The sequence below is a fragment of the Novosphingobium sp. AP12 genome (assembly GCF_000281975.1).
Lineage (GTDB): Bacteria > Pseudomonadota > Alphaproteobacteria > Sphingomonadales > Sphingomonadaceae > Novosphingobium.
The window spans coordinates 1-12,066 of record NZ_AKKE01000097.1 but is presented as its reverse complement, the minus strand read 5'-3'; the positions used below and the strand labels follow the sequence as shown (position 1 = coordinate 12,066).

Genomic DNA, 12,066 nt, shown 5'->3' with positions numbered 1-12,066 from the left:
AGAACAAGATCCAGGCGGCGGTAGCGCACGTAACCCCGGCGGCGATCCTGGCCGAGCAGCATCGCAAGATGGCGCAGCCCGGATCGGCTCCGAGCGGCGGCGGACCTCGATAGAGTGACGCCGACCTCAGGCATTGCGAATCAAAGGATAGAGACATGAACGCCACGATAGAGCGCACATTCGAGAGTCGCCGCGACGCCGAGTTGGCGGTCGAGCGACTGGTACAGGAATACGGCTTCGAGCGAACCGACGTGTTCGTGTCGGCGGCCGGCGATGAAAACAGCGCAGGCGGTACGCCCAGCGGCGGCGACACCGCGACCCATCTGGAGACGGAGCGGACGGACGCACCGCTTTCCGATCCGATATCCGTCTCGGTGGACGTCAACGACGACGCCCGCGCCGCTATCGTAACTCGCGTCTTCGACGAAATCGCCGCCGGTTAGGAGGCTTCCTTGTCGTTGGAAACCAACAAAGGAACGACGGTCATGCGCTCGCTGAACGAGCCGGAAAATCGAACGCCATCGACGCCGCGCCAACTGCCGCCGTTGCCTTCGCGGGAGCGGGTGCAGGAATTGCTGTTCGAAGCGGCCAGGCTGGGGCGCGACGACATGCTACCAGCTCTCCTAGAGGCCGGGGCGGATATCGAAGGCGTCGATGCGAAGGGGCACACCGCCCTGATCCTTGCGACCTATCATGGTTTCGAGCAAAGCGCGGCGCTGCTGCTGGATCGCGGCGCCGACCCGAACCGCACGACGGCGAGTGGCAGCCCGCTGATGGGGGTCGCCTTCAAAGGGCATCTGACCATTGCCCGACGCCTGCTGGCCGCCGGCGCGGACCCGAACCTGCGCAACGCCGCAGGACAGACCGCGATCATGATGAGCGCCCTGTTCGACCGGCGCGAGGTCATCGAACTCCTGCTGGACGCCGGCGCCGATATCGACGCGGTGGATGCGGCGGGCAATGACGCGGCCAGCCTCGCACAAATGCAGGGCAACGAGAGCCTCGCCCGCTGGCTTGCCGAGCGCCGGTAGGGGCGCTCTCCAGCATCTATCGCGGGCATTGCCCGAACCATCAAGCGACAGGAACGATATTCATGAGCGACGTTTCGATAGGGCCGGGCTCGAACAAAGACCAATCCGTGGGCAAGGGCGTAGATGCGCAAGCCGAGACCGAGCACGACATCGAGCACGGCCTGGCCGGCGCCGAAGCCAAGCCCTTTGCCAATCGGCCCCCGACGCAGGACGAGGACTCCAAAGCGGCCGTGTCCGCGGATAATGCAAACACGCCCGCCGCTGACGGCGCTGCGAACCTGATCTCCGGGAGACGCAACGCAGGGAGGGAATAGCGAGGCCCCTAGCGCTGGATGCACGGCTCACGTAAGCGTCGTTCAACTTCAAACGAGAGAACAGATGGCGCTGGTCAAAAAATCCGCACTCCAATCCCGCGCCAAATTGCCCGAGATGCAGGAGAAGCCATCTCTGGTGGCTCCGCCGGCACAAGCTCGTCGCAAGAGGGCAGCGGCGGCAGAACCCACTTCGGCGATCAAGCGTATCGATGTGGCGACACAGGAACTTGCGGCTGGCATGGGCGAGGCGTCTGCTGCGGCGGGGGAACTGCAGCGCACGATGGACCAGATTTCCAGCGGTGCAGAGGAAGCTGCCGGGGCCGCCCAAGAATCTCTCGGCCTTATTGCCGCGCTCGGCGTGAACTTCCGCGAGGCGCGTACGCGGGCTGAGGATTCACGTCGCCAGACCGAAGCTACCGCAAGCAGCTTCGCCGAAATCGGCGGCCAGATCGAAGTCTCGGTCGCTACCATCGAATTAAGCGCGCAACGCCAACTCGCCACGGTTGATCTTATCGCCGCTCTCGAAGAATCGGCCGGCCGCATTGACGAAATCGGCGCCAACGTGGCCGATGTCGCCGACCAGACCAGCCTGCTGGCGCTCAACGCCACGATCGAGGCGGCGCGTGCCGGGGAAACCGGGGCGGGGTTCTCCGTCGTCGCCGACGAAGTGCGCCTGCTCGCCGAAAGCTCGGAAGCGGGCGCGGAGTCGATCCGCCAGTTGGCAGCCTCCATCGGCCAGGAAATCCAGCACATTGCGGAAAAGGTCCGCGCCGCCTCCGCGCGGGCGACGGCCGAGGCGCAGACAGGGAACGAAGTCGTCGCCCGGCTCGTGGCCGCCCGCGAGGAACTTACCGCGCTGGGCCTGGGCGCTCAGGAAATCCTTCACACCACCGTACAGGCCGAACTGGCGACGCGCGAGGCCGAGAAAGGCGCCGAACAGGTCGCCAGTGCTGCCGAGGAACAGTCGGCCGCCGCTGCCGAGGCCCAGCAAGCCATCGAACAGCAGGTGGCCTCGCTGGAGGAAAGCCAGCAGACGGCCGAAGCCTTGGGCGACCTCACCGAGCAGTTGGAGGACGCGCAGATTGCCTCTGTAGTGGTCGAGCAGGTTGCCGCTGCCGCCGAGCAGCTTTCGGCGACGGTGCAGGAATTGTCCGGCGCATCGGGTCAAATCCTGGTCGCGCTTGAGCAGATCAGCCGGGGTACGCAGGTCCAGGCGTCGGCGACGGTACAGGCCAACGTCGCGATGGGGCAGATCGAAGCGTCCGCGCAGATCGCACAGAACCGCGCACAAGCTGCGAGCGGCCGGATCAGCGCCATCGTCGGTTCGGCGAGCGAGTGTCAGGCACAGATCGAGCAACTCGTCACCGGGGTCGTCGCGGCGATTGCCGAGGTCAACGGCGTGCTCGCCCTGCTGTCGGTGCTCAACGACACCAGCCGCCGGATCGAGAAGCTTTCCGACAATCTAACCCTGATCTCGGTGCAGACCAACATGCTTGCGGTCAGCGGGGCTGTCGAAGCCACGCGCGCCGGGGAAGCGGGGCGCGGCTTCGCCATCGTGGCCGCCGACATCCGCAAGCTCTCGCGCGATTCCGCCGACAGCGCCGGGCAGGCCAAGGATGCGGTGCGGCTGATCCAGGATCAGATCACCACGATCCGCCGCGACCTCGACCAGGTGGTCGGCGCGGCCGAAGCGGAGATAGCGCGCAACCGCGCGATGCTGGAGCGCTTCGGCGTCGTCGCCAGGGAACTTCAGGCAGCGCAGGAGCTCAACGCCGTCATCGTCACCAGCGCCGACGACATGCTGCGCTCGGCACGCGAGGTGCAGAGCGGCACCAACCAGATCGCCGAGGCCGCCGACCTGGCCGCCGCCGCCGCCCGTGAGGCGGGTGCCGCCGCGCGCCAGCAGGCGCAGGGTGCCGAATCGCTAGCCGCCGCGATCGAGGACATCGCATCGATCGCGGCCGTCCTCGTCTCGACCGAAGCCTGATCCCTTGCCGGATACGCCCGTCACGGATGCCCGGACGCTGACGTTCAGCTTGGGCGGCGAGTTGCTTGGAATGGCCGCTTCGCTGGTGCAGGAGATCGTGCCGCTGCCGCGCCTCGCGCGCGTACCCCACGCGCCCGCGGCGTTGCTGGGCGTTGCCCAGATACGCGGCGTCATCGTTCCGGTGCTGTCGGTGGCGAGCCTGCTAGGCCGCGCGCAATCGCCGGTCCAGCGGGTTATCGTGGCGGAGATGGACGGCCTGGTGGGACTGGCCGTGACCCGCGTGTCGCAGATCGTGAACGACGATGAAGCCATCTGCGCATTGCAGGTTGATTTCGCCAGCCTGATCGGCGCCGCGGTGCCAGAACGGCGGGAGCGGCGCTCCGCGGGGGCGATCGTCGCCGCAACGGGGCGGACCGAGGAAGCGCCCGCCGAAGCGGTCGTGTTGGTCGCTTTCGCCGTGGCCGGACAGGACTTCGCCCTGCCTCTATCATCCACCGAGGAAGTGCTGCGCCTGCCGGCCGGGATCGCGCGCCTGCCGCACGCCGACGCGGCTGCACTCGGCAGCGTGGCGTCGCGCGGCGCGGTCTTGCCGCTGCTGTCGCTGGCGGCCCTGCTGGCGCTGCCGATCGCGCCGATGACCGGGCGATCGCGAGTGGTCGTCGTACGCATCGGTGCGCACCGCGTGGGGCTGGTGGTCGATGCCATGCGCTCGATCGAGCGCGTGGCCGAACGCGAGATCGATGCCGTCCCCCAGGTCCTCAATCGCGGCGGGAGCGAGGCGCGCATCCAGGCGATCTGCCGCCTGGACGGTGGCACGCGACTGGTCTCGGTGCTCGCGCCCGACCAGCTCGTCGACAAGGACATCACCGCCCGGCTGCTCCAGGGCGAGACGAGAGGCAAGGGCGAGATGACGGGTGGCACCGATGTTCAGGACGAACGGTTCCTGCTGTTCCGCATCGGCGAGGAGAGCTTCGGCCTGCCGATCGACGCAGTGCAGGAAGTGGCACTGCTGCCGCCGCGCCTCACCCCGCTGCCCAAGGCGCCTGCTTTCGTGCAGGGGGTGATGAACGTGCGTGGCCAGGTCATCCCGGTGATCGACCAGGCGCGCCGCTTCAACGGCGTTCCGGTCGTGGGTTCCAAGGCGCGGGTGATCGTGGTGCGGATCGGCGAGCTGACTGCTGGCTTCACCGTCGATGCGGTCTCGCAGGTCGTCCAGCCCTCCGCCGACGCGCTGCGCCCAGCTCCTGACTTGGGCAGCGAAGGCGCGCGCGTGTTCGACCGCGTCGCCGCCCTCGACGGGGAGGATACGCTGGTGCTGATCGTCAGTCCGCAGGAATTGCTGGACCGTGCCGAGCGGGACCTCCTGCTCGCGCTCGGCAAGACCAAGGCGGCGCAGAGAAAGCCGTGACGAAACTCCTGATCGTCGACGATTCGGCGCTGATGCGGCGCCTGTTGACGGACATCTTCACAGCAGCCGGCGATTTCGAGGTCGCGGTGGCGCGCAACGGGGTCGAGGCGCTCGGGATGTTGGCTGCCTTCGCGCCCGACGTCGTCACACTCGACGTCCACATGCCCGAGATGGACGGGCTCGCCTGCCTCGACCGGATCATGGTCGTGCGCCCGTGCCCCGTGGTCATGGTCTCCTCTCTTACCGCCGAGGGCGCGGAAGAGACGCTGGAGGCGATGGCACTGGGGGCGGTCGATTTCGTGCCCAAACCAAAGGGCGCGGTCTCGCTGGAGATCGACAAGATCGCAGCCGATCTCGTGGACAAGGTCCGCGCGGCCTCGAAAGCCCGCATCCCGCGCTCCACCCGCCTGCGCGAGCGCGTGCGCGAAGCGAGCGCCGGCATACGGACGCACTCCGGCAACGGGCGCGCCTCGGTCACCGGCAGCAAGCTCGCGCCGCCGGGTCCCATCGACGGCACCGGCCTTGTCCTGGTCGGCTGCTCGACCGGTGGCCCCCCCGCTCTCGATGCCTTGCTGGCGGAGCTGCCGGCCGATTTCCCATGGCCGATACTGATCGCGCAGCACATGCCGGCCACCTTCACCGGCCCCCTCGCGCGGCGTCTCGACCGGCTTTGCGCGCTCGGTGTGCACGAGGTCGAGCGGGCCACGCCGCTGGTTGCCGGGCATGCCTATGTCGGGCGGGGCGATGCCGACCTGATCCTCTCGCGCCGGGCCGGCAGCATCGTGGCATTGCCGGCGCCCAGCGATCCCGGCTTGTTCTGGCATCCCAGCGTCGATCGCATGGTCGAAAGCGCCATGCGCCTGATTGCACCCGAAAAGCTCGTTGGCGTGTTGATGACCGGAATGGGCACGGATGGAGCAGCGGCAATGGCGAAACTGAAGGAGCGCGGCGGCCTGACCATCGCCGAGGCTGAGTGCACCGCCGTGGTCTGGGGTATGCCCGGCGCGCTGGTCGAGCGGTGCGGCGCGTCGCTGGTCAGCCCGCTCCCCGAGATTGCCGGCAACCTCATGAAACTCCTCGCACGGTGAGCGACCAGCCAACGCCTACGCTTGTTCCGCTCACTGCCGACGAGATTTCCCAGGTCGGGGAACTGCTCTACCGGTGGACCGGCATGATCTTCGGCGAGAACAAGCGCTACTACATCGAGCGCCGCATCGCCGAGCGCATGAAGCGCTGCGGCATGGTGACGGTCCCGGCCTATCTTGGTTTTGTGCGCAGCCACATCGGAGAGCGAGAGGCGCTCATCAATGCGTTCACGATCAACGAGACGTACTTCTACCGCGAGGAGCACCAGCTTGCGGCGCTCTCCAACGACCTGCTGCCGGACATCATCCGCCATCGCCGTCCCGGCGACCTCGTGCGTATATGGTCAATGCCTTGCTCGACCGGCGAAGAGGCTTATTCGATCGCGATCTGGCTGCTCGAGAACTGGCCGTTGGTCGATGCCTACAACATTGAGATCGTCGGCTCCGACATCGACACCGCCGCCCTTGGCCGCGCGCGCGAGGGGCAGTTCACCGAGCGCTCGCTCTCGCGCCTTCCACCCCTTTTGCGCAACGCCTACTTCGAAGCGGAGCGCGACCACCACCGTCGCATCATTCAGGACCTTCGCGAGTCCGTGCGCTTCACGCCGGCCAACATCGTCGATCCGGCAAGCATGGCGGGAATGGGAAAATTCGACGTCATCCTGTGCCGCAACGTGCTGATCTACTTCGACGACGCCGCGCGGCTGACGGCGGCGAACACGCTTTACGACTGCCTCAATCCCGGCGGCTACGTCTGTCTCGGTCACAGCGAGTCGATGGGGCGCATCACTGATAGGTTCGAGCTGGCTCGCCTTGCCGATGCAATTGTCTATCGTCGGGCGTGATGGACGAACTGCTCGAACAATTCCTGATCGAGGGCCGCGAACTGGTGGCAGAGGCATCAAAGGACCTGTCGGCGCTTGCCCGCGATCCGCAGGCCGCCGAAGCGCTCGACGGTGCCTTCCGCGCCATTCACACGCTGAAAGGCTCATTCGCCGTCTTTGCCCTCGCGCCGGCGGAAAAGCTACTCCACGCGGCAGAAGACGTGCTGGATCGCGCGCGCAGACAGGCAAGCCTGCTTGATGCGGCGGCGGTGGCAGGTCTGGTCGCGTGCCTCGACCAGACCGACCGCTGGATCGACGACGTGGAACGCAGCGGAGCGCTGCCGACTGCCGCCGAGGAAATGGCCGACCGCGCGATCGCACTGCTGGCCGCGTCGGCCCATGCCGTCGCGGCAGGAATGATGACCGGGACCGCCGCGCACACAGACTGGCTCGCCGCGCTGACGGCGCGAGAGACGGGGGCGATCGCGCAGGCCGCCGCCCCGCTCACTGCGTTCCGCTACACGCCTGACGCGGACTGCTTCTTCCGGGGCGAAGACCCGCTCGGTGTCGTCGAACGCGTCCCCGCGCTGATCGCGCTCGCGGTTCTGCCCACGGGCGGCGCGTGGCCGGCCATCGCAGATATGGAGCCCTTCGCCTGCTTCTCGATCATAGAAGGCCTGAGCGGCGCATCCGAAGCCGAAGTGCGGGCGGCATTCAGGCTTCAGCCCAGTCAGATCACCCTCGCCACCGTAGAGCCGCGCCCGGTCCCGCAAGATAGCGGCGAAGCCGTGCGCGACAAAGCGATCCTGCGGGTGGATGCCGCACGTATTGACGCCTTGGCGGATGGCCTCGGTGATCTCATAGTCGCGATCAATGGCTTGGCGCCACTGGCTGACGAAGTGGGGTCGGTGAACCGCGCTCTTGCCGCAAGGCTGCGGGCCGCGCAGGCCGACATCGAACGTGCCACCGGGACGCTCAGCCGCAACCTTACCCGCGTCCGCCTTGTCCCCCTTGAAACGACGCTGCGCCGCCTGCCCCGCGTGGCGCGCCAAATCGCGCAGGGGCTCGGCAAGGAAATCGCCTTCACGCTGGTGGGCGAGACCATCGAAGTGGACAAGCAAGTCGCCGACGGGCTGTTCGAACCGCTGCTCCACATCGTGCGCAACGCTATCGACCACGGTGTCGAACCTCCCGAAGTGCGCCGCCAGAAGGGCAAGGATGCCAAGGGCCAGGTGACTCTCACGTTCCAGCGCCAGGGCGATGCGATCACCTCCACGGTGAGCGACGACGGTGCCGGGATCGACCCCGCCCGCCTGCGCGCTTCCGCCGTCGAACGCGGGCTGCTATCGCAGGAAGGGGCCGACGCGCTCGACGATGCGGCGGCGCTTCGGCTCATCTTTCGGGCAGGCTTCTCCACCGCATCGAGCGTCACCGAGATTTCTGGTCGCGGGGTCGGCATGGACGCGGTGCAGGCTGCGATCGCACGACTGCGCGGTTCGGTCGAGATCGAGAGCCGCCCCGGCGCGGGCACCCGCTTTCGTATCCGCTTGCCGGTTACCGCACTGACGACCCGGCTACTGGTCATCGAAGTAGCGGGCGAACGCTACGGCGTGTCGCTCGAACAGGTCGCCGAGACGGTGCGCATCGACGAGGCGGCGCTGATGCCAGTTGGGCGCGGCCTCGCCTGCGTGCTTCGCGACAGGACCATACCCGTGCTTGACCTTGCCGTGCTGTTGAACGCCCCGCCCGCCCGGGGGCGCCATGCCAAACTGGTGGTGACGTATGTCGACGGCAATCCCGTCGCCCTGCGGGTGGATGGCTTCGGCGAGCGCATCGACACCGTGCTGCGCCCGCCACGCGGCATTCTTGCCGCTGCGCCCGGCGTGATCGGCTCGGCGGTGCTGGGCGACGGCGGTGTGCTGCTCGTGCTCGACCTGCCGGAGCTGGCGGCATGACGGTACGCGTTGAAGGCCGCACCATCGTGCTGGAGGGGCGCTGTCCTGCAGGCGATGCGGAAGACCTGCTGGGAGCCCTTGGGGACCATCCGCAGGGCCGCGTCGATATCGGCGGGGTGGTGAAGCTGCACATGGCGGTGCTCCAGGTCCTGCTTGCACTTCGCCCCCCGGTCACCGGGCGGCCGCCGGTCGGCCCGCTGTCCCAAGATATCTTTCGCAGCCTCATTTCCGGTAGCGACAGCGACGCCGAATGTTTCTAACAGGATGGTGACAAGGGTGGCCGCGAGCAGCGACGGCCGGAGTAGATGCATGCCCGTTACCGTTCTGATCGTAGATGACAGCAAGCTAGCCCGTATCGTGGCCGGCAAGGCGCTTGCGGAACTCCAGCCCGACTGGCGCAAGCTGGAGGCCGGCAGCGCTGCGCATGCGCTGGACGTCATCGCCGAACAGACCCCCGATATCGCCCTGATCGATTTCAACATGGCCGGGAAGGACGGGCTAGAACTTGCCGCCGAGTTGCGCGTTCTGCTGCCTGAAATGCCCGTCGCCATCATTACGGCGAACATCCAGGACGAGATCATCGCGCGCGCAAGAGAGATCGGCGCCGCCTTCGTCGCCAAGCCGGTCACGGCCGACGCGCTCGAACCGTTCCTCTCGGGCGCGGCGCTCCGCCTGCGATCGCAGCGCGCGTGAGGGCGGACAGCATCACTCTCGCCGAACTTGAACGCGATGCCCTGACCGAGATCGTCAACATCGGGGTCAGCCGCGCCGCGTCCAGCCTGCGCAAGATGATCGGCGACCAGGTCTTGCTGTCGGTCCCCTCGATCGAAGTGGTCAGCCAGAAGCGCGCAGCGCGCCTCATCAGCGAGCGCGAGGTGAGCGACCTCGTCGCGGTGCGGCAGGATTTCGCCGGCCCGTTTTCGGGCCGTGCGCTGCTGATCTTCCCCGAAACCAACAGCCTCGAACTCGTGCGCGCCGTCACCGGCGGTGAACTGACCGCGCAGGAAGTCGTCGATATGGAGGGCGAAGCGCTGTGCGAGACTGGCAACGTCATCCTGAACGCCTGCCTCGCCACCATGGCGAACATGCTGCAGCGCTCGCTGACGATGACGATCCCCGAGATTCTGCGCGGCACCAGCGCCAGCCTGTTCGAGGTCGATCCGGCCGGGCCCGGCGGCGGCCTTGTGCTGTTCCTCTACATCGATTTCGCCGTGCGCAGCCGCGACATTCGCGGGTACATCGCGATGATCATGGACATTCCCTCGCTCGAAACGCTGAAGGAACTGCTGGAAGAATTCATCGCGCGCGTCGTTGGCGACGATGTCTGACCGCACGGTGATCCAAGCGAACAGCGTCGGCCCCATCCTCGCCGCAGCGGGCGCGAGCGGGACCTGGGACTGGGACATTGCGGCGGATCGCCTCTACATCGACAAACACTTCGCCGAACTCTACGGAATTTCGCCCGAAGCGACGGCGGATGGACTGCCGACCGGCACCTTCTTCCAGGCGATCCATCCCGAAGATCGCGCACGCATCCGCATAGCCGTCGCCGGCATCCTCGCAGGCGCGGAGCTGTTTTCCAAGGAGTTCCGCGTCGTCACCCGAACAGGCGTAACCTTGTGGATGCACGGGCGGGGACAATGCCACCTGAACGCGGACGAGGAGCCAGTCCGCTTCACCGGACTGCTGGTGGACGTGACCGAACGCAGGCGGGCCGAGGAGCGCCTGCGCATTGCGCAGACGGCCGGAGGTGTCGGCACGTTCGAATATGTCGACGGGTTCGCCACGGTTTCGGTGTCGGAAGAGTTCTGCCGTGTGCTGGGCCTGCATCCGGCGATAGTGCTTCCCGTCCAGACGATCAACGGGGTCCTTGCCGATGGTGCGGCGTCGCTGGTCCCGGAACCGCGCGATGGGCAGGTCCCCGCCAGTCTCGACGGGGAATTCCTCATCACCCGCCAGGACGATGGCAGCGCCCGGTGGATCGCACGGCGCGGTGAAATCATTCGCCAGGGCGCAGGGTATCGCCTGATCGGCGTCATCTACGACGTGACGGCCACAAAGCAGCAGGAAGCAGCACTGCGCGAACTGAACGACACGCTGGAAAGCCGGGTCGAGCAGGAAGTGGCGATCCGCCAGAAAGCGGAAGAAGCGCTTCGCCAGGCGCAGAAGATGGAGGCGGTAGGTCAGTTGACCGGCGGCATCGCGCATGATTTCAACAATCTGCTGATGGCGATCATGAGCAGCCTCACGCTGCTGCAGAAGCGCTTGCCGCCCGACGCGGCGACCGACCGGCTGATCGACCACGCGATGCAAGGCGCCCATCGCGGCGCGGCGCTTACGCAACGCATGCTGGCTTTCGCGCGCCGTCAGGACCTCAGCTCGGAACGCCTGATGGTGCCCGAACTCGTCGCCGGCATGGTCGACCTGGTGGAGCGGACGCTCGGTCCTGCCTGGTCACTCGACCTTGCGTTCCCCGATAGTCTGCCACCTGTCCTGGCGGATGCGAACCAGCTCGAAATGGCCATCCTGAACCTCGCGGTCAATGCGCGTGATGCCATGCCGGGCGGCGGAGTCATCCGGATTACGGCGGCGCAGTACAATGCCGGAGACGCCGACGTGGGCGGTCTTGCCGGCGGCTCTTATATCGCGCTCTCGGTTATCGACACCGGCGAAGGCATGGACGAAGATACGCTGGCCAGGGCGACCGAGCCATTTTTCACCACCAAAGGTGTGGGCAAGGGAACGGGCCTCGGACTCTCGATGATCCACGGCCTCGCGAAGCAGCTTGGCGGCAGCTTCACCTTGCATAGTACCCCTGGCCGGGGGACGCATGCAATGCTGTGGCTGCCGGTCGCGCAGTCCGCTGCGGAAATGCCTTCGCCCCAGCCCGTTTCAAGCGAGGCCCGGGCAGCGTCAGGTCCCCTCAAGGTTCTGGCGGTCGATGATGACGGTTTGATCCTGATGAACACTGCGGCCTTGCTCGAGGATTTGGGTCACGAGGTCTTGGAAGCCAGTTCTGGCGAGATGGCGCTCGAATTTCTGCGAATGCATGCGGACATAGATGTACTCATCACTGACCAGGCCATGCCCATAATGACTGGTACGCAGCTTGCCGATCTTGCCACCGCGCTGCGCGGCGATTTACCGATCATACTTGCCAGCGGATACGGAGATATCCCGCCAGGCTCGCAACAGCGGATCGTGAAGTTGGGGAAGCCGTTTACCCAAGCCATGCTGGAAGACGCTCTTCTGGAAGCCTTGGGCTCGTAATCGCCACGTTAACTCTGCCTAGACAATCGCTTTGCTTATGTCTGGTGAGGGTATCAAGCGACGAAATGCCGTTGAAGCAAAATCTCGGTTGTCGACAACAGCAGCTGCACGCTTTCCGTTTCTGGAATGACCGGAAAGTCCCGTTTCAATGCGCTGTGTGAGCGGCTTGAAACGAGCAGCCGATAGGCTCCC

General features: G+C 66.4%; 12 protein-coding genes. All 12 read left to right on the top strand.

The annotated features are described in order from the left end of the window. Window positions 1-155 precede the first annotated feature (155 nt). Complete coding sequence (locus PMI02_RS14795) at window positions 156-443, top strand: hypothetical protein (RefSeq protein ID WP_007684135.1); 288 nt, start codon at window positions 156-158, stop codon at window positions 441-443. Window positions 444-452: 9 nt separating this feature from the next. Next, window positions 453-1,031, top strand: coding sequence for an ankyrin repeat domain-containing protein (locus PMI02_RS14790; RefSeq protein WP_238539079.1), 579 nt, complete (start codon window positions 453-455; stop codon window positions 1,029-1,031). Between the two features lie 62 nt (window positions 1,032-1,093). Next, window positions 1,094-1,345 carry a hypothetical protein gene (locus tag PMI02_RS14785; RefSeq protein ID WP_007684130.1) on the top strand — a complete coding sequence of 84 codons (252 nt, stop codon included), beginning with the start codon at window positions 1,094-1,096 and terminating at the stop codon, window positions 1,343-1,345. A 115-nt stretch (window positions 1,346-1,460) separates the two neighbouring features. Continuing rightward, window positions 1,461-3,332, top strand: a complete 1,872-nt coding sequence (locus PMI02_RS14780; RefSeq protein ID WP_238539080.1) for a methyl-accepting chemotaxis protein — start codon at window positions 1,461-1,463, stop codon at window positions 3,330-3,332. Window positions 3,333-3,336: 4 nt separating this feature from the next. Further along, window positions 3,337-4,740 (top strand): chemotaxis protein CheW, encoded by a 1,404-nt coding sequence (locus PMI02_RS14775; RefSeq protein ID WP_052025582.1) that lies wholly within the window; start codon window positions 3,337-3,339, stop codon window positions 4,738-4,740. Further along, window positions 4,737-5,828, top strand: coding sequence for a chemotaxis-specific protein-glutamate methyltransferase CheB (cheB, locus tag PMI02_RS14770; RefSeq protein WP_007684124.1), 1,092 nt, complete (start codon window positions 4,737-4,739; stop codon window positions 5,826-5,828). The genes PMI02_RS14775 and cheB overlap by 4 nt, the downstream gene beginning before the upstream one ends. Then, window positions 5,825-6,670, top strand: coding sequence for a protein-glutamate O-methyltransferase CheR (locus tag PMI02_RS14765; RefSeq protein ID WP_007684122.1), 846 nt, complete (start codon window positions 5,825-5,827; stop codon window positions 6,668-6,670). Before cheB ends, PMI02_RS14765 begins: the two co-directional genes overlap by 4 nt. Next, complete coding sequence (locus PMI02_RS14760) at window positions 6,670-8,604, top strand: chemotaxis protein CheA (protein ID WP_007684120.1); 1,935 nt, start codon at window positions 6,670-6,672, stop codon at window positions 8,602-8,604. The genes PMI02_RS14765 and PMI02_RS14760 overlap by 1 nt, the downstream gene beginning before the upstream one ends. Continuing rightward, window positions 8,601-8,864 carry a hypothetical protein gene (locus PMI02_RS14755; RefSeq protein ID WP_007684119.1) on the top strand — a complete coding sequence of 88 codons (264 nt, stop codon included), beginning with the start codon at window positions 8,601-8,603 and terminating at the stop codon, window positions 8,862-8,864. Before PMI02_RS14760 ends, PMI02_RS14755 begins: the two co-directional genes overlap by 4 nt. Window positions 8,865-8,913: 49 nt before the next feature. Continuing rightward, window positions 8,914-9,297, top strand: a complete 384-nt coding sequence (locus PMI02_RS14750; RefSeq protein ID WP_007684118.1) for a response regulator — start codon at window positions 8,914-8,916, stop codon at window positions 9,295-9,297. Further along, window positions 9,294-9,932, top strand: coding sequence for a chemotaxis protein CheX (locus tag PMI02_RS14745; RefSeq protein WP_007684117.1), 639 nt, complete (start codon window positions 9,294-9,296; stop codon window positions 9,930-9,932). Before PMI02_RS14750 ends, PMI02_RS14745 begins: the two co-directional genes overlap by 4 nt. Then, complete coding sequence (locus PMI02_RS14740; protein ID WP_007684116.1) at window positions 9,925-11,874, top strand: hybrid sensor histidine kinase/response regulator; 1,950 nt, start codon at window positions 9,925-9,927, stop codon at window positions 11,872-11,874. Before PMI02_RS14745 ends, PMI02_RS14740 begins: the two co-directional genes overlap by 8 nt. Window positions 11,875-12,066 lie beyond the last annotated feature (192 nt).

Coding starts and splice junctions, on each gene's coding strand:
- PMI02_RS14795 (WP_007684135.1), top strand. CDS start 156: ATGAACGCCACGATAGAGCGCACATTCGAGAGTCGCCGCGACGCCGAG.
- PMI02_RS14785 (WP_007684130.1), top strand. CDS start 1,094: ATGAGCGACGTTTCGATAGGGCCGGGCTCGAACAAAGACCAATCCGTG.
- PMI02_RS14780 (WP_238539080.1), top strand. CDS start 1,461: ATGCAGGAGAAGCCATCTCTGGTGGCTCCGCCGGCACAAGCTCGTCGC.
- PMI02_RS14760 (WP_007684120.1), top strand. CDS start 6,670: ATGGACGAACTGCTCGAACAATTCCTGATCGAGGGCCGCGAACTGGTG.
- PMI02_RS14755 (WP_007684119.1), top strand. CDS start 8,601: ATGACGGTACGCGTTGAAGGCCGCACCATCGTGCTGGAGGGGCGCTGT.
- PMI02_RS14750 (WP_007684118.1), top strand. CDS start 8,914: ATGCCCGTTACCGTTCTGATCGTAGATGACAGCAAGCTAGCCCGTATC.
- PMI02_RS14740 (WP_007684116.1), top strand. CDS start 9,925: ATGTCTGACCGCACGGTGATCCAAGCGAACAGCGTCGGCCCCATCCTC.